The sequence below is a fragment of the Rothia sp. P6271 genome, assembly GCF_048512995.1.
Classification (GTDB): Bacteria; Actinomycetota; Actinomycetes; order Actinomycetales; family Micrococcaceae; genus Rothia.
This window is the reverse complement of sequence record NZ_JBLXXV010000001.1, coordinates 464,837-489,090: the sequence shown is the minus strand read 5'-3', so window position 1 is coordinate 489,090 and position 24,254 is coordinate 464,837. Positions and strand designations below refer to the sequence as shown.

19 protein-coding genes and 1 tRNA gene are annotated in these 24,254 nt (G+C 48.6%); 8 read left to right on the top strand and 12 right to left on the bottom strand.

Going from position 1 to position 24,254, the window contains the following annotated elements:
* The first annotated feature begins 64 nt into the window (after positions 1-64).
* Positions 65-940, top strand: a complete 876-nt coding sequence (locus ACN08X_RS02245) for a hypothetical protein (RefSeq protein WP_419107764.1) — start codon at positions 65-67, stop codon at positions 938-940.
* A 96-nt stretch (positions 941-1,036) separates the two neighbouring features.
* Here ACN08X_RS02245 and disA read toward each other — a convergent pair whose 3' ends face one another.
* From disA to ACN08X_RS02230, 3 genes are read right to left on the bottom strand one after another with little or no spacing between them, the layout of a single operon-like run.
* Complete coding sequence (gene disA / locus ACN08X_RS02240) at positions 1,037-2,113, bottom strand: DNA integrity scanning diadenylate cyclase DisA (protein WP_419101092.1); 1,077 nt, start codon at positions 2,111-2,113, stop codon at positions 1,037-1,039.
* A 37-nt stretch (positions 2,114-2,150) separates the two neighbouring features.
* Positions 2,151-3,563 carry a DNA repair protein RadA gene (radA, locus tag ACN08X_RS02235; RefSeq protein ID WP_419105748.1) on the bottom strand — a complete coding sequence of 471 codons (1,413 nt, stop codon included), beginning with the start codon at positions 3,561-3,563 and terminating at the stop codon, positions 2,151-2,153.
* 48 nt (positions 3,564-3,611) lie between these two features.
* The gene (locus ACN08X_RS02230; RefSeq protein ID WP_419101090.1) at positions 3,612-4,937 is read right to left on the bottom strand and encodes an FUSC family protein; all 1,326 of its coding nucleotides are present in this window, start codon (positions 4,935-4,937) and stop codon (positions 3,612-3,614) included.
* A 206-nt stretch (positions 4,938-5,143) separates the two neighbouring features.
* Here ACN08X_RS02230 and pstS point away from each other — a divergent pair, with 206 nt between their 5' ends.
* From pstS to pstB, 4 genes are read left to right on the top strand one after another with little or no spacing between them, the layout of a single operon-like run.
* The gene (pstS, locus tag ACN08X_RS02225; RefSeq protein WP_419101089.1) at positions 5,144-6,256 is read left to right on the top strand and encodes a phosphate ABC transporter substrate-binding protein PstS; all 1,113 of its coding nucleotides are present in this window, start codon (positions 5,144-5,146) and stop codon (positions 6,254-6,256) included.
* Between the two features lie 39 nt (positions 6,257-6,295).
* Positions 6,296-7,327, top strand: a complete 1,032-nt coding sequence (gene pstC, locus ACN08X_RS02220) for a phosphate ABC transporter permease subunit PstC (RefSeq protein WP_419101088.1) — start codon at positions 6,296-6,298, stop codon at positions 7,325-7,327.
* 3 nt (positions 7,328-7,330) lie between these two features.
* Positions 7,331-8,434: a phosphate ABC transporter permease PstA gene (gene pstA / locus ACN08X_RS02215; RefSeq protein ID WP_419101087.1), complete on the top strand. Its 1,104-nt coding sequence runs from the start codon at positions 7,331-7,333 to the stop codon at positions 8,432-8,434.
* Between the two features lie 40 nt (positions 8,435-8,474).
* Positions 8,475-9,254: a phosphate ABC transporter ATP-binding protein PstB gene (gene pstB / locus ACN08X_RS02210; RefSeq protein WP_419103132.1), complete on the top strand. Its 780-nt coding sequence runs from the start codon at positions 8,475-8,477 to the stop codon at positions 9,252-9,254.
* Positions 9,255-9,370: 116 nt separating this feature from the next.
* On the opposite strand, the gene ACN08X_RS02205 is transcribed toward pstB, so the two are convergent.
* The 3 genes from ACN08X_RS02205 to ACN08X_RS02195 all read right to left on the bottom strand — a co-directional run bounded on the left by ACN08X_RS02205 (position 9,371) and on the right by ACN08X_RS02195 (position 11,989).
* Positions 9,371-10,384, bottom strand: a complete 1,014-nt coding sequence (locus ACN08X_RS02205) for an inorganic phosphate transporter (protein WP_419101085.1) — start codon at positions 10,382-10,384, stop codon at positions 9,371-9,373.
* Positions 10,385-10,387: 3 nt separating this feature from the next.
* Positions 10,388-11,008 (bottom strand): DUF47 family protein, encoded by a 621-nt coding sequence (locus tag ACN08X_RS02200; protein ID WP_419101084.1) that lies wholly within the window; start codon positions 11,006-11,008, stop codon positions 10,388-10,390.
* 261 nt (positions 11,009-11,269) lie between these two features.
* Positions 11,270-11,989 (bottom strand): histone acetyltransferase, encoded by a 720-nt coding sequence (locus ACN08X_RS02195; protein WP_419107763.1) that lies wholly within the window; start codon positions 11,987-11,989, stop codon positions 11,270-11,272.
* Between the two features lie 144 nt (positions 11,990-12,133).
* Here ACN08X_RS02195 and ACN08X_RS02190 point away from each other — a divergent pair.
* Positions 12,134-12,206 (top strand) — tRNA-Lys (locus tag ACN08X_RS02190).
* 89 nt (positions 12,207-12,295) lie between these two features.
* Entirely contained in the window at positions 12,296-12,787 is a 492-nt protein-coding gene (locus tag ACN08X_RS02185) for a GNAT family N-acetyltransferase (RefSeq protein WP_419107762.1), read from the top strand.
* Between the two features lie 99 nt (positions 12,788-12,886).
* On the opposite strand, the gene ACN08X_RS02180 is transcribed toward ACN08X_RS02185, so the two are convergent.
* From ACN08X_RS02180 to ACN08X_RS02155, 6 genes are all read right to left on the bottom strand, one after another.
* On the bottom strand, positions 12,887-14,959 hold the full coding sequence (locus tag ACN08X_RS02180; protein ID WP_419101081.1) for a glucose PTS transporter subunit IIA: 2,073 nt from the start codon (positions 14,957-14,959) through the stop codon (positions 12,887-12,889).
* Positions 14,960-15,392: 433 nt separating this feature from the next.
* Positions 15,393-17,825, bottom strand: coding sequence for an HAD-IC family P-type ATPase (locus ACN08X_RS02175; RefSeq protein WP_419107761.1), 2,433 nt, complete (start codon positions 17,823-17,825; stop codon positions 15,393-15,395).
* Between the two features lie 207 nt (positions 17,826-18,032).
* Entirely contained in the window at positions 18,033-18,803 is a 771-nt protein-coding gene (locus ACN08X_RS02170) for a heme ABC transporter ATP-binding protein (RefSeq protein ID WP_419107760.1), read from the bottom strand.
* A 1-nt stretch (position 18,804) separates the two neighbouring features.
* A complete protein-coding gene (locus ACN08X_RS02165) occupies positions 18,805-19,797 on the bottom strand; it encodes a FecCD family ABC transporter permease (RefSeq protein WP_419107759.1) in 993 nt (330 codons plus the stop codon).
* A 44-nt stretch (positions 19,798-19,841) separates the two neighbouring features.
* Positions 19,842-21,026 carry a heme/hemin ABC transporter substrate-binding protein gene (locus ACN08X_RS02160; RefSeq protein WP_419107758.1) on the bottom strand — a complete coding sequence of 395 codons (1,185 nt, stop codon included), beginning with the start codon at positions 21,024-21,026 and terminating at the stop codon, positions 19,842-19,844.
* Positions 21,027-21,130: 104 nt separating this feature from the next.
* Positions 21,131-23,368 (bottom strand): HtaA domain-containing protein, encoded by a 2,238-nt coding sequence (locus ACN08X_RS02155; protein WP_419107757.1) that lies wholly within the window; start codon positions 23,366-23,368, stop codon positions 21,131-21,133.
* A gap of 197 nt (positions 23,369-23,565) precedes the next feature.
* On the opposite strand from ACN08X_RS02155, the gene ACN08X_RS02150 reads away from it, so the two are divergent.
* Positions 23,566-24,225, top strand: coding sequence for a heme oxygenase (biliverdin-producing) (locus tag ACN08X_RS02150; RefSeq protein WP_419101075.1), 660 nt, complete (start codon positions 23,566-23,568; stop codon positions 24,223-24,225).
* Positions 24,226-24,254: the final 29 nt, after the last annotated feature.

Genomic DNA, 24,254 nt, shown 5'->3' with positions numbered 1-24,254 from the left:
GGATTTAACATATCCATAGCCAATAGGGGCAGAAAACTGGCACGATACACGCTATTCTAGATATATGTCTCAAAATGGTTTCGAAGATCCACACGGCGACGAGCCTACACAGCAGGTGTACATCCGACGTCGTATTTTTGCACTCTTAGCACTTCTTCTCGTGCTGATCCTTCTTATCTGGGGTTTCGTGTCTATTGTTAGAGCGCTCAGCGGCTCATCCAAGAACACAGACGCTTCTGCTTCACAAACAGCAGCATCCAGTTCTTCAGCTGCTCCTTTTAGCGACTTTACAGACCGAGCTTCAGCGTCTGCCCACGCCGACAATAAAGACGGCGACAAAGATAAAGATAAAGACGAAGCAGATAATTCTGCTTCTGCGCAGGCTTCAGATAATGCTCAAGAGCAGAAAAAAGAAGAGGACGCACAAGCTAGTGCATCTGCAGAAGCCGCAGAGACTGCTGCAGCTGAACCAACTCAGGAACAGCGCACTGAAGATGCAGCTGCATCCGAGACTGCTACCGCTGAACCTACCGAAGAGCAAAGCCCTGCCGTAGTATCAGCTTGCTCCGCAGCAGATATGGCTGTTTCTTTGACTGTCGATAAGAACTCCTACGGCGCCGGACAGTTCCCCGCTATGGCAGTAACCTACACCAACACAGCTGGAACTCCTTGCACCGTTGGCGGTAACGCTGGAGCTGTTGACGTCAACATCATCTCTGGACCTGCTCAGGTATACAACTATGCACAGTGCAACGCTGCTGCCATCGACCCGACAGAAATTGCTGCCGGCGCAACCGACACTAAAGTGATTACTTGGGACCGTTCTTTGAACGTCCTCGGTTGTGGCACCAAGCGCACCATCCAACCTGGACACTACTGGGCTACTGCAAGCGTAAACGGTGTACACTCTAAGCCTGTTCGTATCATCGTTACCGGCTAGCACCTCAAACCTTAACGTTTAACGTGTTGAGCGCCGACAATGTGAAAACATTGTCGGCGCTCAACCTTTAACGCTGAAAAATAATACGCCGTATTTTTATCTGAACTGTTCAAGCAAAGATGCCTCTGCCATCCGTGAAAGAGATTCACGAATTACACGAGCACGTTGCTCACCAATACCATCAACGGCACGCAAATCATCGAGACTAGCTGACATCAGCCCCTGCAAACCATCAAATTGTTCAACAATACGAGAAGCAACTGCCCCTGGCATAGACTTAATCCCCGATAACAGACGATACCCACGCGGATACAGCGAAACATCCAAATTTTGCCCATCCAAACCGATAGCATCTGCAATCATCGAAAAATCAACAAGTTCTCTATCATCAAGAGAATATAAACGCGTAAGTGCCTGCTCAACCTGATCAGTGTCAGGGGTTCCTTCTGCCGGCAAATAATCACGAAGAATCACTCGAGCATCGGGAGTATCCGGACGAGTCAGCTCCTCCAATTGCAACGCAATGAGACGACCACTAACTCCCAGTTCCAACACATAAAACCCAACTTCAGTGCAAATACGACGCACCATCTCCATACGCTGCAAAGTAGCCGCAACATCACGAACCGTAACACTCGACTCAATCTCAAAAGAAGACAACGACTGAAGAACCTGCTCTAAACGCTTCGTATAAGACTCCAACGTCTGAATCGCTTGATTAGCTCGGCTCATCAACACCTGAGAATCTTCCACCGTGTAACGGATACCATCCACATACACCGAAATAAGAGACATGGACGCGCTCACCGAAATCACCGGAAAACCCGTCTGGACCGCAACACGTTCAGCAGTACGATGACGCGTACCAGACTCCTGCGTCGGAATACTAGGGTCAGGTAAAAGCTGAACACCAGCATGGATGAGCTGTGTCGCCTCACGATCACAAATAATAGCGCCATCCATCTTTGCAAGCTCTCGAATCCGAGTTGCAGAGAACTCTGTATGAATCGCAAAACCGCCAGAAGATATTTGAGATACCGTCTTATCATTGCCGAGCACAATGAGAGCGCCGGTTCGACCACGAAGGATTCTCTCTAACCCCTCACGCAACTCGGTGCCAGGAGCAATACGAGCAATAGTTTTAAGAAGACGTTCACTGTAGACAGACTGCACAAAACCATCTTATGCCAGTAACAACATAAACCTTAAATTAGGAGGTTTTAGAGGACTTCTCAGCAGGGAACAACAACGCTAAAGCTTCGTTCAGAGAAATAACCTCCCGAACGCTCACACCAGCAGGAACCTCACCCACGCCCGTAGGAGAAGCCGGCACAATGACATGAGTAAAACCTAGGCGCGCAACTTCAGCAATACGCTGACGAATACCAGGAACAGGACGCACCTCACCAGCAAGCCCAACCTCCCCAAAAACAGCAAGCTTACGCGGCAGAGGCTGATCTTGCGCAGCCGACGCTAAAGCCATCACCGCCGCTAAATCAGATGCTGGCTCAGCAATTTTTGCGCCACCAACGGTCGAAATATAACAATCTAAAGAACCCACATGAAACCCTGCACGCTTCTGAAGTACAGCCAAAAGCATCGCGATACGAGAATGATCAAGCCCAGACGTCGTCCTTCTGGGCTGAGCAGTAGAAGACTGATCCAACAACGCCTGAATCTCTGCCAATAGTGGGCGACGCCCCTCCATCGTTACCGTAACGCACGTACCAGATACAGGGTGCGCCGTCCTCGACACAAAAAGCCCCGACGGATCAGTAACAGGCGCAATCCCGTCCTCATGCATATCAAAACACCCGACCTCATCGGTTGGGCCAAAACGATTTTTAACAGCACGCAAAAGACGAATCTGCGAATGTTTATCACCTTCACACTGGCACACGACATCAACTAAATGCTCTAAAAGACGTGGGCCAGCTATCGTGCCCTCTTTCGTCACATGACCCACAAGAAGAGTGCACATATTCCGTGACTTTGCTGCAGCAATCAACGAAGCAGCAACCTCACGCACCTGAGTCACACCACCGGCACTTCCCTCCACCTGAGTAGAAGCAAGAGTCTGCACCGAATCAACAATCAAGAGTGCCGGATTCACCTGCTCAACATGAGCTAAAGCCACACTCAAATCCGTCTCAGCCGTCAAAAACAGCGTATCTGCCACCGCACCAATACGATCAGCGCGCAATTTCACCTGAGCCGCTGACTCCTCACCGGTAATATACAACACCCGATGCGACGAATCAGAGCCCGTACCACGCGCAAAACGAGCCGCAATATCAAGTAACAACGTGGACTTACCGACACCTGGCTCACCAGCCATCAAAATCACCGCACCAGGAACAAGACCACCACCAAGCACCCGATCAAACTCAGGATTACTCGTCGGCATATACTGAGCAACCGTAGAATCAACCGACCCAATAGGACGAGCCGGCTGAGCTACCGCAGAAGCAGGAGCAGTCTTAGCAACAGCAGCACCATGAATTTCTTCTACCGTTCCCCACTGCTGACACTGACCACAACGCCCCACCCACTTCGCAGTTGTCCAACCACACTCAGCACAACGATACGTATTCGCAGAACGAGAAGACTTACGAGCACTCATCAACGACCCTCCACACTAAAACTCAACATACAGCCTACCAACATGGCACTACTGATCCCCTCTGAGCTGAGAGCGCAACACAATATTCAACGCACGAGTATCATCAGGACACAAACCTCGTCCACTAGTAGAAGAATCTTCAGACTGTTCAAGAGCCTGCTCTAAAAGTTCACGCTGTTTCTGAGGATCTTGAGGAATCACCGGAATCTGCTGAGTGCGTGGCGCATGCTTTGTCATCGAAACTGTCAACGGCACCAAACACTGAACCGCCTCATCATGAGACTTGCCCGTAGCCTCCAATAAATCAACCACAAGAGGACGAACCATCAACACTAAAGACTCTGCCTCTAATGTCCGAACACCCATTAATACCGGATCAAGCTGTTGAGCAATACGCACTAAATGACGTTCCGCCTGACTTTTAAGATCCAAACGGATATGCTCCTCACGGTGAGAAACCGCCTCACCTAACAAGGTCACCGCAACACTCAACTTAGAAAGCACCGTCGTTAAAGAAATAATGGCGCTTTCAGAAAGTTGCACATGATCCAATGTTGAAGCCATCCGTCGATTCAACACCCGCGTATTACGAATTGCCAAATCAACAGCATTCAACGTAGAAGATAACTCCAATAACTCACGTCGATGACTGCGACCTAACCACGATAACTGAGCCATACCCTTAGCCGTTACCACTTCACCATCTGCTGTTGCATACAACGGCTGTAAACTACGAGCACTGGCCAACGCCATCCACGCAGCCTTAGAATCATATGTTTCTATCGCTGCAGCAGATTCCTTGAGCACATCACTATAAGCTGCCAATAACTTTTGAGAATTCCAACGAGGTGAAACACGAGGATCCTTCGGGAAAAGAAACATCATCAAGAAAGCAAAAGCGCCACCAACAATCGCGTCAAGACTCCTCAAAAAAGGCCCCTCAACCGTGGGCGTCATCAAAACCACCAGACAGGATTGCAAACCCATCTGAATAGTAAAAATAATGCCATCATCAAGAAAACGTGCCACCAAAATAGAAATCAGAAGAATCACGGCAGCTTGCCAAATGCCGCGTCCCAGAACCAGCATCAACGCATCACCAATAATGACACCCAACGTCACGCCGATAGTTACTTCTAACATCCTCCGCGCATGAGTAGCACCGCGTACATACCCTAAAGAAACAATCGCTGCCGTTGCCGCAAAAATTGGTTCACTATGCCCAAGCACATGCTGAGCAAAAATATAAGCGCCGATACCAGAAGCAACAATCTGAAGAGACTGAAAAAATCCCTCACGAACCCTTCTCATACCGGACATAAACCAGTCACAAAAACTCTGTACAAGACGCGACCACGCGTGTGAAACTCCCATGCTCTCTAGTGTAGGCGCTCAACATAAAGAACAAGAAAATCGCACAGAGTTAAGGAACCGTTTACGTAAGTGTTCATTATGAGAAACTTTCCACTCCTAGAGTTACACCTGTATGAGACAGCTACCGACACTTGTTCAACTGTCTACCCATACAGCTGAGATAGAGAATATCTCAGATTTTCTTCACATACGGAAAAGGACAATTCGTGAAAGCAAAAGCTCTTGCAAGCACCGGCTCCCTAGCCCTTATCGGACTACTCGCTCTTTCTGCTTGCGGATCTGATAACGCCGTCAAAACAACCACCAACGATTCCTCATCCAACGCTCAAAGCAACGTCAGTGGAACGCTCACCGGTATTGGCGCATCCTCACAACAAGCAGCAATTACCGCATGGGAAAGTGGCTTCGCTGCAGAACACAGTGGCGCAAACGTACAATACTCTCCTGACGGCTCCGGCGCAGGACGTAAAGCATTCCTTGCAGGAGCAGCAAACTTCGCCGGCTCTGACGCCCACCTGTCCAAAGAAGAATACGAAGCATCTAAAGCCGTCTGCGGTGCAGAAGGCGGCATCGACATCCCCGTATATATCTCACCCATCGCAATTGCCTTCAACGTACCGGGAATCAAAGAACTCAAACTCGACGGTGAAACCATCGCAAAAATCTTCAAAGGCGACATCACCAAATGGAACGACACCGCAATCACTTCCCAAAATGAAGGCGTAGAACTTCCTGACACCACCATCACCGTCGTTCACCGCTCTGACGACTCAGGCACCACCAAAAACTTCACCGAATACCTCGAAGCCGCCTCAAACGGAGCATGGGGTAAAGAAGCTGACGGTAACTGGCCTTCTGAATACGCCGGTGAAGCAAATAAAGGCACCTCCGGTGTCGTCTCCACCACCGTAGCAACTGAAGGCGCCATCACCTACGCCGACGCATCAGCTATCGGAACCCTCGGAACAGTATCCGTCAAAAGTGGTGAGGACTACGTCAAACTCTCCCCAGAATCTGCCGCTAAAACTGTAGAAATTTCTGAACGAGTTGGCTCCATGAACGAACACGATATGTCCATCGACATCAACCGTACCCCCAACGAAAATGGGGCGTACCCCATCGTGCTCGTCTCATACCACATCGTATGCTCCACCTATAAAGACCAGAACACCGTAGACCTCGTCAAAGCCTACGAAAGCTACGTCGTATCCGAAAAAGGACAGCAAGACGCTGCTAACGCCGCATCTTCAGCACCGCTCACACCAGCACTACGCGACGAAGCACAAAAAGCCGTCGAATCCATCACCGTCGCGAAATAAATATCAGCAACGAACGCAGAACCGAGATAGAGCGCATCCATGACTACCCAAATACGGTCCACACTTCCAGGAACAACAGAAACACACTATTCTGAAACTCCAGGACACGGGACAAACCTACCCCAAGGTTCACACCCCTCCCACAGCGCAACACCCAACCCGTTCGCACAGGCAACGCATGCAGGTAGCCCCGCCACCGACAAGATTTTCTCCGGAATATCACTCAGCGCAGGAATCCTCATTCTCGCTGTTCTTGCGTCCGTTGCGATATTTCTTATCATCCAAGCAGCACCAGTTTTCTCCGCCCCAGCAGCAGAACTCACCGAAGGTAGCTTCTGGTCTTATATCTACCCGCTAGCAGTTGGAACGCTTATTGCCTCTGCCATAGCGCTACTTCTCGCAACACCCATGGGCATCGGTATTGCCCTCTACATCTCCCACTACGCGCCAAAGAAAATTGCGAAACCGGTCAGCTACCTCATCGACCTGCTCACCGCAATCCCGTCCGTCATCTTTGGCGCATGGGGAGCAATGGTGCTCGCACCACACGTTGTACCTATCTACGACTGGCTCGGAACACACATGGGATGGATGCCCATCTTCTCTGGGGCTACCTCACAAACAGGTAAAACTATCCTCACCGCAGGAGTCGTCCTTGGCATCATGATTCTGCCCATCATCACCTCTATGTGCCGTGAACTTTTCATCCAAACCCCCAAATTGCAACAAGAAGCAGCACTAGGCTTAGGGGCAACACGCTGGGAAATGATTCGTATGACGGTCCTTCCCTTTGCACGAACCGGAATTATCTCCTCCGTCATGCTGGCACTAGGACGCGCACTCGGCGAAACCATGGCCGTCACCCTCGTACTCTCTGGAGGTCCACTCACCGCCTCCATCATCTCCTCCGGAAACCAAACCTTCGCATCAGACATTGCGTTGAACTTCCCTGAAGCTTATGGCTTACGCATGTCAGAACTCATCGCAGCCGGTTTGGTGCTCTTCGTCATCACCCTCATCGTCAACATTGCAGCACGACTTATTGTCAGCCGCTACCGCAAGAAGGCATAACTCATGAGTATCGCATTATCATCATCTGATTATTTTGGAGTCCACCGAGCACCACGCTGGATGCCTCTAGCAGTAGCCACCTCATCGGTACTACTAGGAGCGGCGCTCGCTTCTGTTCTTGGATTTTCGTGGATTAGCTGGGGTATCTTTTCTGCGGTAACTTTCATCATTGCTGCTCCGATAGTGACGGGAATGGTTGAAGGGCGACGCCGTGGAGTGGATTCTTTAGCACGGTTCCTAGTTCTTGGAGCTTTTATCGGTGCTCTTATCCCATTGACCTCGGTGATTTGGGTTGTTCTTTCTAAAGGTCTGCCTCACCTATCGGTTGATTTGTTGAGCACCTCGATGAAGGGTGTAACAGGTGTTCACGATAACGCTGCATTAAGCGGTGAAGGCGCCGTACTTGGAGGCATTTACCACGCGATAGTAGGAACATTAGAGATTACTCTTCTCGCAACAGTGATGTCGGTTCCTGTCGGTTTGCTCACGGCTATCTACCTTGTGGAATACGCCAAAGGTGGTGTCCTCGCAAAAGCAATTACTTTCTTCGTCGATGTGATGACAGGTATCCCGTCAATTGTGGCTGGTCTTTTTGCGGCATCATTCTTCGCGTTCGCAACAGCTAACCCCTCTGAAAGAACAGGTTTTGTTGCGGCTGTAGCCTTATCAGTTCTGATGGTTCCTACCGTGGTCCGTAACGCAGAAGAGATGCTTCGTATTGTTCCTAACGAATTACGTGAAGCTGCATATGCGCTAGGCGTTCGTAAATGGCGCACCATCATGAAAGTTGTTATTCCTACCGCAATTTCTGGTATTGCTTCCGGCGTGACTCTTGCAATTGCGCGCGTCATTGGTGAGACTGCCCCAATTCTTGTTACTGCAGGGTTTGTCACCTCCATCAACTGGAATGCGTTTGGCGGTTGGATGGCAACATTGCCAACATACATCTACTACCAGTTGATGACACCAACTAGCCCAACCGCTGCTGCCGTTTCTGAAGGTCGAGCGTGGTCAGCTGCTCTTGTACTTATCGTCATTGTCATGGTGTTGAACCTAGCTGCTCGACTGGTGGCAAAGGTTTTTGCCCCGAAGACAAGCCGCTCATAATACTTTTTCTCTCCCACTCGCAATAGTTAAGGAAACTCTTTTGTCTCAGCGAATCGATGTTGAAAACCTCAACGTATACTACGGTGATTTTCTTGCTGTAGAAGATGTCAATATGACGATTGAACCGCGCTCGGTCACTGCTTTTATTGGGCCTTCTGGTTGCGGTAAGTCAACGTTCTTACGTACGTTGAACCGTATGCACGAAGTTATTGCCGGTGCTCGCGTTACCGGAAGTATTCGCCTTGACGGGCATGATCTGTATGGTAAGGGAGTTGATCCTGTAGCAGTTCGTGCGAAGATTGGTATGGTTTTCCAGCGTCCTAATCCGTTCCCGACGATGTCTATCCGCGAGAACGTTCTTGCTGGGGTGAAGCTCAATAATCGTAAGATTTCTAAGAGTGATGCGGATGAGCTAGTAGAGACTTCTTTGAAAGGCGCAAACCTGTGGAATGAGGTCAAAGATCGTCTTGATAAGCCGGGCGGTGATCTTTCTGGCGGCCAGCAGCAACGTCTATGCATTGCTCGTTCTATCGCCGTCAAACCTGAAGTTATTTTGATGGACGAACCGTGTTCTGCGTTAGACCCTATCTCTACTTTGGCGGTAGAAGATTTGATTAATGAACTGAAAGAAGACTATACCGTGGTGATCGTGACCCACAATATGCACCAAGCATCACGTATTTCAGATAAGACCGCATTCTTTAATATTGCTGGAACTGGTAAGCCTGGAAAACTGATTGAGTACGGTGATACTCGAGAGATCTTTAGCCGACCGAAAGAGCAGGCAACTGAAGATTATATTCTTGGTCGTTTCGGATAAGACCGAAGTTCTGCGGTTAGAAGATGAGGGGTGTGACGCGTGTATGCGTTACACCCCTCATCGTATATGTGATGCAGTACGAGTGTGCATGAATAATTCATGCAAAGATTTTGAGGCTATTTGAGAGCTGGGGAGAGTAGCAGGAAGAATAATGAGGCGATACAGAACGCCGCTGGTACTGTTGCCACCCATGTCAAAATAACCTTGAGTGTGATAGGAAGACGTACAGAAGAGAATCTTTGATTGATGCCTGCGCCGAGCACGGAGGCGGAGGCAAAATGAGATGAAGATACGGGAGTGTGTAGAAAAGCTTGAGATAAGAAGAGAGCTATTGCTGTTGTTCCCTGTGCAACTGCACCACGGAATGGGTCGATTTGAACCATTTTATGTGCAAAGGTGTGCCCGATACGCCATCCGCCCACGAGGGTTCCTGCTGCGAGGGTTAGCGCAAAGAAGAGGATGGCCACGATAACCCATAACGGGGTGAGCGATATATCTGCGCATAGACACATTAATAAGAAGAACAATAATGCTCGTTGTCCTACTTGAATCCCGTGTATGAGAGAAATAGCTGAGTTTGACATCGACATTGCGTGGCGTGAGACCTTATGCACTGCACGCGGATATGCCTTAGACGTCAGGCGAGATAGAGGAAAAACTGTTGCCCACGAGAGGAAAAATACTAGGGCCGGAAGCACCAGAAACGGAACAAGAATGAAGCTTTTAAAAGACTCTGTGAGCGGGTTAACGGTCGCAATATTTGATTCGTTTGCCGCCCAGACTGCGCCAATGAGTCCGCCAAAAAGAGCGTGGGTGGATGAGGATGGCATCCTAAGCCAAAAGGTGATGAGTCCCCATACTATTTGAGCGAAGAAAGCTGTGAGGAGGATGGCTAAACCTACATTGTTAAGCGGTACCTTCACCCATTGTGAGTGATGGCTTGTGAGGATGGCTGTACCAGCGAGGACTCCTAAGAAGTTAAGGCAGGCGCCGACAAGTAACGCTATTCTTGGTGTGAGTGCGCGGGTTCGTACGGGGACGGCGGCGGCGTTGGGTGCATCATGGAATCCCGTGACGAAAAGATAGCCGGTGAGTCCTAAAAATGCGAGGATAAACAGGATGATGCTCACTATTTATGATTCCTGTACCACGATGCGACCAATTTGCGCGGAGACTGCTCTCATGGAATCAGATACAGCTTTGAGCTCTGTAATGAATTGGAAGTGCTTCATATAATGTTGGCTGTTATTTTGGTCTACAAGTTCGGCACTGTAGATTTCTGCTGTGCGTGTTGCTTGGCGTGAGATGCGTAGCATGTCAATCCAGTATTCGTCGAGTCCTTTGAGGTCTTCGAGTTTTGGGATAACAGCTGTTGTTAGGACGGCTTCTCGTTGGATGAGGTCGAGCATCGTGGTCAGATGTGAGGGGAACCTGTCGATACGGTGTAGTGAAAGCACATGTGCGGCACTGGTGAGGCGTTCTACCGCTGTCATCAGGTGGTTTGCTAGCGTGTAGAGGTCTTCTCGAGGTAGGGGAGCAGCGAAGGAGCTGCGTACGAGTGTCATGGTGGTAAAGAAGAGGTCTTGTGCTTGTGCTTCTTGTGTGAACATCTCATCGAGGATGTTGGAGGTGTCTGCTTGTTCTATGGAGCCCACGAGTTCTGAGAGCATGTCTGCTGAGTTGATAACTTTTCGTGAAAGTTCTGCTAGAGACTTGAGGGAGGAGTTCTCAGAGAGGAATAAATAGTCAAACACGGCTTTCCTTTGGGTGGTTCCCCGCAAACTTATGATGTGCGTAGTGGTGATGCAGGCAGATGAGCCGTTCTGGGGAAGTGTTTTAGGCGATGTCAGGCTGGGAGCGCCTCTCGGCGGAAGGCCGCTCGTAGCGGCTATATTTTTGGAGCCCGGGGCTACCTATTAGCAGCCTGACATCTATATCTAGTTTCTTCTCTTTTGCTAAGGATGTCAAACGTTCGATACCGATGATGCTGCATGTGTAGATAGCGTTGTTGGTGTCTATTCGAGGGTGCCTGCTCGCCATAATTGTGCTGCTTGTTCGAGATCTTGGGAGATTGTGAGGAGTTGTTGAGTTTTGGCGTGTAGTTGTTCTGCTCTTCTGCGTGCTTCTGTCTGTACTTCTGCGCTGGGGCGTAGTTGATATTGCAGTGTTGTCTGATGTGGGGGAGTCGGGGAGTTCTTTCCCGAGACGATGGTGTGCGCGGTAGCTCGTTGTCCTGTTGCGATAACAGCGCAGAATGCGGCGAAACGTTCTAACGCTATGTCGAAATCTCCGGTGTAGGCTCCGGTGAGAATGGTGTTGGTGGTTTCTGCGACTTCTTGTTCGGTGGGTGGGTCTGCTACACCTGCGATGAGGGAAGAACGCCAGTTTTGTTCCATTCCGCGAGCATAGTAGTGCGCGATTTGTGTTGTATGTGTGTGGACGGTGTCTCTAATGAGGTAGATTCTCCAGAGTGCGCCAGGTAAAGAGAGAGCAGGCGCTTGTGACCACATTTCTGCGAGTGTTTCTAAGCCGAAGGTGTCGGTGAAGTGGACAAGTTTTTGGGTAATGTTTGGGTCGGTATTTTTTCTTCCTTGTTGTAATAGTGCATGCGCTGAATAGTGTGCTGCCTGTGCGGTTGTTTGGGGGTCTGAACCACCAGGGTAACGGTCGAATACCTCAGTGGAGAATGTTACGGGGCGGTGGTGTGTTCTGTTGGACTGAGGGTTTTGGGGCATAGGGATATTCTAGGTTTTTTAGTGTTGAGGGTGAGAGGGTTTAAATGTGCTCCTTATCGCGTTAAAAATATTCTCTGTGGAGTTTTTACTTTTTCGATAATTGCTGTATAGTAGTACCTGCTGAGTTCGTTTGAGCTTGGTGGAGCGCCTTTAGCTCAGTTGGTAGAGCATCGGACTTTTAATCCGTGGGTCGTGGGTTCGAGCCCCACAGGGCGCACCGCAAAAACCCCGTTCTGGTATATATTCCAGAGCGGGGTTTTCGTTTATGGTCACTTATTCACAATGACAGATTCTAAGGTGGTTACGATGGCTAAAGACCAAGAACCAGACTTTACGGTCAAATCTTTTGATGAGCTAACCCTTCGCGAACTGCACGGAATCTATTGCACCAGAGCCGAAGTTTTTACCCGCGGGCAAAAAATTACTGAACCAGACCCTGACGAAACAGATATTAACTGTATACACATGTTTCATCAGGCCGATGACGGAACAATCTTGGCGTATATCCGGATGTTCGACTGTGGCAAATACGTCGATGAATCACATGAACTGATGCCTGGGGCTTGGACGATTGGAAGGGTCGCAGTGCACGAGAAAGCTCGAGGAACGGGACTTGGACGCACCATTCTAGAAACAGGTATTCGCTGGATTAAAGAAAATACTTTAGCTGATCGTATTGAACTAACAGCTCAGTCTTATCTCAAAGATACGCTCTACCGAGAGTTTGAAGAATACGGTGAAGAATTTATGGAAGCTGGTATTCCACACGTGCATAAAGTTTTGTCTCTTCGCCCATAAAAATATTCCTTCAATAGATAAAGGCTGGGTGTCTTACCAAAAATCTTTGGCAAGACACCCAGCCTTTTATATCAGCACTTTGAGAAAAGGAAGAATCCCTTATTTAGCGGTGATAGAGAGCAACTTGCTTGAGGTGTTTACATCGCCAGTTACGCCTGCAACGTCTTCGTACTTGACGGTGTTAGTGACAAGAACGGGGGTGACGAGGGAGTAGCCAGCTTTTTCAATGACGGAGCGGTCAAAGGTAAGAAGTTCTTGACCAGCTTCGACGCGGTCACCCTTAGCAACGAGAACGTTGAAGCCTTCGCCGTTGAGGTTGACGGTGTCGATACCGACGTGAATGAGAAGTTCTACACCGTTATCGAGTTTGAGGCCGATAGCGTGGCGAGAAGCGGGGATGGCGGCAACTTTGCCTGCAGCAGGAGCAACAACAGAGTTTCCGCTAGGAACAACTGCTGCACCCTTACCGAGCTGACCAGCTGCGAAGATGGGGTCTGGAACCTCAGACAATGCGATAGCTTCGCCTTCAAGAGGGGAAGAAATCTCCACTGCTTCACCAGAAGCCCAAGGAAGGTTTTCCTGAACCGCAGAGGTAGCAGCCTGAGCCTTATCTGCAACAGCACCAGCAGCGGCACCGGCAGCGCCTGCAGCAGCACCAGCGGTAGCAGCTACTTTCTCAGCTACTTTGCCGGTAGCAGGAGTCTTGGACTCGTAGCCGAAGACAAGAACGCCAGCCATTGCGCCGAAGAACGCGATAGCAAGACCGATGACGTAGTAGCCAGCAGGCTGCATTGCAGGGATAGATAGCAAGGAGGTAAACGCGAAGGCGTAAGACTTAACACCCAAAGCGGAGATGGTTGCGCCACCGATAACAGCGGGAACCAAGATGATGGGGATAACGCGCTTGTAGCGAAGCACAACACCGTAGAGGGAAGGCTCAGAAATACCGCCGAGCAAACCGGAAGCGGCTGCACCAACAGCAGTCTGACGAAGCTCTTTATTCTGCTTAGCACGGATAGCAACACCGGTAACAAGACCGAATACTGCGAAGTTGTATGCGCCCATAGGGGACTGAATGAAGTCGGTACCGATGGTCTGAAGGTTGTTAATCATCACAGCGTTCAAAGGCCAGTGTAGACCAAGTGGAACCATGAAGAGGTAGAGACCTGCAATGAGGCCGCCAACAAGCCAAGGAGCAACTTCGTTAACTCCGCCGATGACGTCAGAAATAGCCAATGCGAACTTGATACCGAAAGGACCAACAAGGAACGCAGTAACAGGAACCAAAACCATGACAGAAATCATGGGCACGAATACCATGTGGAGCATGGTAGGAATAATGCGCTTGAGGAATCGCTCAAGTGGAGCAAGAAGTGCGGCAGCGAAGAGCGGTGGGAAGATCTGTCCGGTGTAGTTCATAACGTATAGCGGAAGGTCTAGCCCGAGGAATGGAACGTTGACAACGCCATCAACTGCAATGTTGTTGAAGCCTTGGAATACACCGGTCATGAGTGCTGCAGGGATAGCTGCACCAACCCACATGTTTGCACCAAGGCGCTTAGCTGCGGTAGCGCCAATCATAATGGGCATGAACTGCAAAACAGAAAGTGATGCAGCGAGCATGAGGAACCAGAAGGGGTAAGCGAGACGCCACTCATCGAGCATCTTTGCAGCAACTTCTGGATCTGCTAGACGAGGTCCGTTAACGATGTCGATGTTTACGGTTTCGCCGGTGAGGTCAACGTACTGGCCAAAATATCCAATTTGCTGCATGAATACGATGAGGGTCAAAATCATCGAGGTGCCAAGCAACGCCCAAAGAACAGGGCGGAATGAATCGGAGAGAACGTCGAATACGCGGGTTAGTACGCTTGCTTTTTTCTCGCCTTCAGCGGAGGACTGGTTGGAGCCTTCTCCAATAGCACTCATGCCGGGGAGTTTGAGCATGTCGTTGTAAACAGCTTCGACTTTGTCGCCAAGAACAACTTGAGTCTGTCCGGACTGTTCGATGATGGAAAGAACACCGGGGACCTTTTCGATCATTTCGGTGTTGATTGCTGAGCGTGATTTAGGGGTCACGCGCAGACGGGTTGCACAGTGAGTGAAGTGCGAGATATTTTCTGGGCCGCCAAGACCTTCGAGGATTTTGGCACCCATCTCGGAGTTGTTCACTGGTACTCCTTCTGGATTGGTGTGTGCGGAAAGTCCTGAGAAAACATAAAAGACCCGAGCTACACCTCACCGAGTTTTCAAAGTAATACTTTGGAAAGTAGTTCTCTGCTGTGAGAGCTACCGTAATATAACCGGTGGTTCAACAAATAGTGCATCTAAAAATGATGATGTTGAACAATGTAACTCAGGTCTTGCCTGCTATCTCAGTAACAATCCTGTGATGGTATGAGTAAACGCTTGAAGAAGCGCTTTCGGCAGTAACTTTACACCCTCTGAGCGTTTTCTTGCAATACCCGCAGAAAATAACAGCTATCTACATAAAACGTAATTGACAAGTATATATTTCGTTTGAGGAATATCTCCAAGGGAAATATCTTAAAAAACTTGTCTAAAACGACCATCCTTCTTACACCAAAACTGATTTTTGGAAACGTTATGAGAGACGAGCCGCACGTTCTGCTTCAACAGCTTGAGGGTGATAACGACGCAACCAACGCTGATGGACACGTAGGTTCACTTCCACAAGAACAATGCCAAGAACACCAAGAACAACAGACCACAGATGTAGCTCTGCCGGAGGCATCATAAACTGATGATATTCATGTAAGAGAGGAACATGAATTGCTGCAACCATACCAAGATAGAGCAACCCAACCATCGCTAAACGATATGAGCGCAACGGACGTATAACGGTTGTCACGTTATAAATACCGATCATGGTCAACGTGATAAAAGTAGCCGTCTGAATCTGTTCTTCAACAACAGCGCTACCCAAAGAACGACCTAAGAAATTAACGCTAACAAGCATCGTCGTAATAATCACCGCGGTAGGAATCGCATAATGCAATGCACGATTCAAGAATCCCGAAACATATTTACGAGTATTAGGGAACATCGTAATAAAGAACGCTGGGCCACCAACAATCAACAAATCAGCTGTTGAATACTGACGTGGTAAGAAGGGGAACTTCCAACACAAAATACCCAAGGTGATACCCAATAAAATCGCAAACGCTGTCTTTGACAGGAAGAGATTCGTTACACGCTCAATATTGGCGATAATCTTTCGGCCCTCATCCAACACCGACGGTAACCGGTCAAAACGTCCATCCAAAAGAACCAAACGAGAAACAGCCTTCGTCGCTGGAGCAGCATTTCCCATGGCGATACCTAAATCAGCATGCTTGAGAGCTAACGCATCATTAATACCGTCACCAGTCATCGCAACAGTCTTACCATGCTCTTGCAATGCAAGAACCATATTCTTCTTCTGCTGAGGATTCACACGACCAAAAACAGCATGGTTCAACACGGCTTCAGTAAGTTCAGGGCCTTCATCAGGTAATAAGGACGTATCGATAGCACCAGCAGAAACATCCATACCAGCAGTCTTTGCTGCTGCCGCAACAGTCTGCGGATTATCACCAGAAAGAACTTTCAAATCAATTCCCTGTGACCGGAAATACGCCAACGTCTCAGGTGCTTCTTTACGAACTTGCTCGCGGAACGTTACAAAACAAAGTGGCTTCAACGCAGCGGGAATACGAGGTAACACATCACCCTTTGCGTCACGCTCCAAAGATGAAGCATGGGCAAGCACCATTGTACGCAATCCACTAGAAGCAAGTTGCTGAGCACGCTCTCTTTCTGCAGAGCCACCCTCTAAGAGAGCTTCAGGGGCGCCTAATATCCACGCTCCAGTATCAAACTCCACCGCAGAAAACCGTAATGCAGACGAAAATGCAATAACACCGCGTACGGGGCTTGACGGAACAACACGGAAACCGTCAGCTAAAGCTGCTGCCGTAGGATTAGCGTTTTCATCAGCACCAAACCACGCAAGAGCCTGTTGCCCCGCCTCTGACAGGGCAGAAGAAGAGTCGTCCTGTGATGTTTGAACAGATAACGGCAGGAGCTCATTAAAACGTACGCCGCCTTCAGTGAGAGTGCCTGTCTTATCAAAACACACCACGTCAACACGAGCGAGTACTTCAACGGCAGGTTGTTCTTGGATCAGAACATCATCTTGAGCAAGCTTGACTGCAGCAGTCGCAAAAGAAATCGTTGTCATCAGGGCTAACCCCTGAGGAATCATAGAAGCAATAGAAGACACCGCAACGATAATGGCGTCTTGCCAGACATTATGCTCAAAAGCATAGCGCCAGCCACCAGCAGCTACCATCTGCCCGTTAAGAACAATTGCAATAATTGGTACTAACGCATAGGTAATCCACCGAACTACGCGTTCCATTCCGGCGCGAAGCTCAGAATGAATAACGCTAAACTTTCGAGCCTCTTGAGCTAACTTCGCTGCGTGAGATGACGTACCTGCTGCATAAATACGGACACGGCCAGTTCCACCCACAACAGAAGAAGCTGACAAAACCTTGTCATTAGGACGTTTAGCAACTGGATCGTTCTCTCCAGTAAGCATGGACTCATCAACATCTAATCCGTCAGAACTTAACACTAACGCGTCAGCAGGGACCTGATCACCGCGTTTGAGCAATACAACATCATCGACAACAAGTTGTTCCATAGGAAGCTGAACAACAGAGCCCGAACGAATGACACTCACCGGATCACGACGCAATAATGCAATCTGATCAAGTTTACGTTTGGCAGAGAACTCTTGAATAAAACCAACAACAACGTTGGCAATCGCTGCCAAAAGAAATAAGGTGTCAAGCCAACGTCCCAAAGCAATAACAACTACACCGCATAGACCCAAAACAAGGTTAAAAAGGGTAAATAAGTGAGTGCGAATAATCGTCAAAGTGCTACGAGAAGAAGACTGATCTTGATGATTCGTCATGCCAGCGCGAACACGCTGCTCAACCTGAACCTCATTTAGCCCATTCTTCATAAGATCCTCAGACGAGGGCGTACTTAACGTGGAATCAGTTGATACCGAACCAGTATTTTTCACGAAATAAACCCCATTATGATGATGAATAAAATATACGACCTATACAGCCTAAGACGACTCTATATCAGAGTAACCACAGAAGCGTCAGAATACCTCATCCCTAGGAGGTATATATCCTAAGAAAAATGATGGAAGAACCTTTATCTAGGACTCATGCCGTTCTGGAAGAACCAGAAGCCTACCATTTGAAGGATGACGCAACACTTCAATAGGGTGACCATAAACCTCGCTGAGCCTTTGAGAGGTACACACCTGCTCAGGAGACCCTTGAGCAATAACTTTGCCACGATTTAACAGCACAATAGAATCAGCGTACGCTCCAGCAACATCTAAATCATGCAACACCACCACAACAGTAGCGCCTTGCTGAGCAAAAGCACGAGCATTTTTAAGAGTCTGCTCTTGATGCAAAATATCCAATGCTGCTGTCGGCTCATCGAGCAAAATGAGCTCCGTACTCTGAGCAAAAATACGTGCTAGATGAGCACGACCCGACTCACCACCGGAGAGCGTCGTAATATCCCGTAACGCCATATGCTCAACTTCAGTAATGCGCATACACCGTTGGATAATATCTTCATCTTCTTGAGCAGCAGATGTGCCCTTCCACGGTGTGCGCCCCATCGCAACGACCTCTTCTACTGAATACGGAAAAGAAACTTCCGTTTTTTGGAGAAGAACAGCACGCTTTTGAGCAAGTTCACGAGCCGATAACGACGATAAGGAAATACCGTTAAATTCTACCTGCCCAGAACTGAGCGAAATATCGGCACAAATTGCTGAAAGAAGCGTCGATTTACCAGCACCATTAGGCCCAATAAGAGCGACTACTTCACCGGCATGAGCCTTAAAAGAAACCTCTGAAAGGATGTCTTTCGCCCCGATAGAGACCGAAACATTATGAACATTGAGCACGCTATACACGTCCTTTTTTGATGGTCCTTCGTAACAGGAGGAAGAACGTTGGGGCACCAACAAGTGCTGTAAAAATACCAATAGGTAAATCTGCAAAAGCAACAAGAGTGCGTGCTGCTAAATCAGAAGAAGCAATTAATAATGCTCCGCCTAGTGCCGAGGCTGGTAAAAGCACTATATTTGACGGCCCTAAAATAAGGCGTAATACGTGCGGAATAATAAGACCTACAAAAGCGATAATTCCAGCGTAAGCAACGGCAACCCCCGTTAATAAGGCTGTTGCAATAATGGCGACGACACGAAGACGTTCAACGTGAACACCTGCGTGTTGAGCAGCTCTTTCTCCTAAAGCTAATAGGTTGAGCTCAGCAGCAATATATGCACAAATGACAAGACCTATCACAATAATAGGAAAAGCTGTATAGACTGCTTTCCATGTTGCTCCGTTGAGTGAGCCCATCTGCCAAAAAACAATCTGGTCACGAGAAGCGTCATCTGCGATAAAAATCATTAAAGCAATCAGAGCATTTGCAACTGCCGTAATTGCGACACCGGCAAGAATCATCGAAAGAGCTTCAGCTTTACCGTGTGAGCGAGAAAAGATATATACCAAAGCTGTGGTGAGTAAAGCCGCGCAAAACGCAAAAACTGGAACAGTAAAAATTCCAAGGAACGTCCACCCAAAGACGATAGCTGTGCATGCTCCAACGGCTGCTCCTGCAGAAATTCCAATAACGCCTGGTTCTGCTAACGGATTACCAAAAATTGATTGCATGACAGCACCAGAAACACCGAGAGCAGCACCCACAAGCACTCCAAGAAGGATGCGGGGAAAACGAATATTCCATAGCGTGGCATCTGAGAGCTGTAAGGTGTCTAAGCCCCCAAAGAATCGTCGATAGATGGAAGAAAATACTTCAGTAACAGGTACCTGAAACTGGCCAAGAGCGGCAGAAGTTAGCACGACAACAATCAAGAGCGCCGACATTGTCATGAACGTTAGGGTAACTTTTCTTTGCTGAATCCAACTGGTGAACACTAGGAGGTTTTCGCTTCCTGTGCAGGAATATAAATTGCTTGAGCTAAGGAAAGTAATACGGCTGGAGTATTAGGCCCAAAGGAGAGAACCTGACCGTCGTTCATATCAATAATGCGATGGTTTTTACCAGCAGTTGTTTCACTGACACCAGGACGAGCTAAAAATCCTTCATATCCTCCGGTTGATTCTAATCCGCCAGTCATGGTGAGAATCAAATCGGGGTTGAGTTTAACGAGGGCTTCAGATGTTGCAGGAGTTGTTCCTTGTGCGCCTCCTTCAGAGGCCGCATCAATACCGGAAACTGAGGTAATTAGATCGTCAGCTCCAGAACCTTGACCGAGAACAAAGAAGACTCCTGCTGTACCACGTACGTATAGGAACGCCATGGATACTTTTTGTGAGTCTTCCTTGGGTGCTACACGCGCAATAGATTCTTGGACGAGAGATAGCTCAGCACTGACTCGCTTGTTGAGACGTTCTCCAGATTCAGGAACACCTAATGCGTGCGCAACGGCAGTAATTTGTTCACTGATGGTATGTAAAGAACGTTTAGGGTCAAAATGTACGACGGTCAGTCCAGCACTACGTAGCTGTTCTGTAATTTCTAGAGGGCCGTTTGTGGTGTCCATCAGAATTACGTCAGGATGTAAAGCAATAATAGCTTCGGCGTTGAGGTCATGGCCGTTCTGCGTAACAACTGGAAGTTGTGCTAACGACGGTTCTGTTGTTGAGGTAACGCGGCCGACTAGATGGTCAGCTAAGCCTAGTCCTTGCACTGTCTCGGCAAGGGTTCCGTACAGGTCAAGGGCTAGAATTCTGTCAGCTTTTTCTACGGTGACTTCTGTGCCTTGATGGTCGGTGACTGTTACAGGTAGCTGGGGTTGTTGTGGGTTTTCAAGAGGAAGCACCGCTCCAACGCTTTGTGCTGTTGCAGTACCAGTTAGTTCCTTGGGGTTTTTTGATGCGTGTTCTTCGAGGTATTTTGTTCCTTGTTCTAGCTCCGATAGATGTTCAGATTCTGCCTGAGCTGACGAGTTAGATGATGGTGATGATGAACTTTGCTGAGAGTTATTGAGTGTTCCTACTCCACAACCAGTGAGAAGGAATAGGAGAGGAATCAAACAAAGTACGATAACAGCGCGGAATGGGTTAGAGAGGGAAGCAGAGGATATGGTTGGGCGCATGGAAACTCCAAAATTGTGGTTTTAAAAAAGCTGTTCGGGTAGACAACGGATGGGTAATCTACCCGAACAGCTTGATTGAAGCTATCGACGATAGCGTTGTGAGGTTATGCTGTGCGTCGGCGACGAGCTGTGATAAGAAGCATTGCACCGAGGGTGAGCATTCCGCCACCAGCAATGAGGAATGGAACAGTTTGGGAAGTTCCGGTGTATGCGAGTTGTTCAGCTGTGCATCCTGCTCCACGGTATGCAGTTCGGGTGACTGTTGTGGGCTGACCTGTGACGCTCTTTGTTTCGGGTGTAAGAGTTCCGGAGAAAGAGATGGGGTCAAGTGTTTCGCCGGCGTTATAGTAGCCTGCGAAGGATTTTGCTCCAGCTGCGGTGAGTACTGCTGGAGCAGAAACAACAGAAATCTTCTGCTCGTTCATTGACATCTTTGAAAGGTCAAGATCAGCAAAAGCGACGATTCCGTAGTCAACGTTTTTGCCTTCCATGGAGTTCGCGTTGACGTGTGCGTAGAGAGTTCCGCGTTTTCCGTTGATTTCTACACGAAGGTTAGAAAGCGTTGTGTTGAGAACTCCGTCATGTCCGTGGAAGTTAATGGAGCCGTTGAAGGATATGGTGCCTTTTGCTCCTTCAATATTTCCTGTTCCGTTGGACCATGTAAATGCACCAGAATTGTAGGTAACTCCGTCAAGGTTCCATCCGCCGTGAGCAATTCCTCCGGCAACGTAATTGCGGAATGATGTGCGAAGTCCCCAGTCAAGAACACCTGCTGAGATGATGTTCTTTCCTGTACTTTCCTGAGTGGTTTTACCAGGTACTGTTTCGGTGATTTGCACTGGAACACAGGTTGCTACTGAAGCAGAAGAAGGGTTACGTGATACGTGTGTATGAGAGTTGCCCTTGGGTGTGGTGGTTTCAGGAGTAGCTGTATTCCCTTGTTGGGTTGGATGTTCAGAAGAGTCTTGAGAATGTGAACTTTGTTTTTCTTCTTCGGTATCCTGCTTAGTTGGGTGATTTTCTGCACGGTCGTAGGAGAGCGTGTTGTCTGTGGTCTCACCTAATTGAGCTTGAAGGTTTAGCGGTGCCATCTCTGTGCCAGCTTGGTAGAATCCGCCAAAGGCTTGTGCTCCTGCTGTGCTGAGTGAGACTGGCGCGTTGGTGAGTGAGACGATATTTTTCTCTATTTTTAGAGAGCTGATATCGATGTTTCCAAGGTGCACGGCAGGTGCAGATGTGGTTGATCCGTCCATTGACTTGGTGCTCATGTCTGCAACAAGGTATCCGGATCCTTCGCGTATCTGAATTTGTAGGTTGGAGATAGTGATATCGAGTTTTCCGTGGTGTCCTGTGAATCGTAGGACTCCGTCAAATGCGAACACGCCGGTTTTTTCTTGGGGGTTGAATCCAGATTTTGATTCGTTAACTTTGGTGAAGGCGAAAACATTTTGGTTGTTTTCAACGTCGGTGAGGGATATTTCTCCCTGTGCGATACCTTCGGTGATGTAGTGGATAAAGGATTCTTTAACGCCCCATGTGGCTTGAGCTGATTCGACACTTTGTAGGGAATCGTGAGTTGGTTCAGCAGGCTTGGTCGGTTCAGCAGGCTTAGTCGGCTCAGCAGGCTCGGTCGGCTCAGCAGGCTCGGTCGGCTCAGCAGGCTCGGTCGGCTCAGCAGGCTCGGTCGGCTCAGCAGGCTCTGGCGCAATCTGTGCGCTGATAGTCAGAGGGTCAAGTTCTGTACCAGCCTTATAGAAATTCGCAAAGAGTTTCGCTCCATCTTCGGTGAGCGTTGCATTAGCGTTTGTGAAGGTGAGGGTGTTGTCTTTGAAAGATGGTTGTGTCAAGACAACGTTTGCAAAGTCGACGTTTTCTAGGTCTGTGATGTTTCCAGTCATGTCTTTAGATGTTCCTGAAACTTTGATAGTTCCGGTTCCATCAGCGTTAAAGATGAGCTGGAAGTCTTTGAGTGAGATGTCAAGTACACCGTGGTGTCCAGTGTAATGAAGAGCACCTCCAAAATTTATGTGTCCAGTTTTTGCGCTTAAGGAGTATTCTCCTTGGCCCTGTTCCCACGTGATAATTTGTTGGTCGTTTAGGGAAGCTCCATCGCTTGCTTCGATGTTTCCTGCGGCAATAGGTCCGGTGACATATTTATGGAAAGATTCTTTGACGCCCCACGTCATTGTGGAGTTTTCAAGAGTCTTTTGGGCTTGTATATGCTCGCTTGCTGCAGGTGGTGTTTCGACTGCTTGGGTTGCGGGGAGTGTGCTGAAACTGGAAAGGCCAATTGCTGCGGTCGCCAAGAAAGCGTAGGAGCGCTTTGTGCGTTGTGTCGGCATGATATTCCTCTGAAAGGTATGGCTATTTAGGGATGATGCTATTAGGCTACAACAATGTACGCTAATTGCATACATGTTTAGTTACCCTAACCTTATCATCTGTTGTGAAGCGCGTGCTTGCATAAAACGAATTTTAATGACATTATGTCAGTAAGTTATTTAGTGACACCGTGTCACTAAAATGTCAGGAGTACACCATGAACGCCACTGCAACAACAGAAATCCCCGCCGAAAAATTTTCAGCACGACTCAAACGCGAAAGCGAAGAACTGCACTCAACAGCAGAACACTCGGGATTCATGACAAAACTCATGAAGGGCGAACTATCTGAAAAAAGCTACCTGCGTTTACTCAACCAATATGTGTACCTGTACGAAGCCCTCGAAAAAGTTGCCCAAGGCTACCGAGAAGCCGGCAACAAAATGCTTGAACCCTTCAACCAGCCAGAACTAGCGCGTACCGAGCGAATCCGGGCCGATATCAAAGCACTCGGTCAAGAAACTATCGACCCAGCTCTGCCTGCAACGACCAAGTACGCTCAGCGCATCCTTGAAAGTGCCCAAGCGCCAGAACGTTTCCTCTCGCACCACTACCTACGCTACTTAGGTGACCTCTCCGGCGGGCAGGCAGTAGCCGTGCTGATGGGACGTCACTACGGAATTAGCTCAGAAGCCTTGAGTATGTATCGCTTCGACGAGCTACCCAAGCCTAAAATCTTCAAAGATTCATACCGCACTCTCCTTGATAACGCACCTCTGAGCGAAGAAGAACGTCAAAACGTCGTTGACGAAACACTCCGTGGCTTCCAATACAACGCAGAACTTTTCAGCGAACTGATGGAACAAGAATCTCACTAATCTCGCCTCATACAGTAAAAGGTGGATAT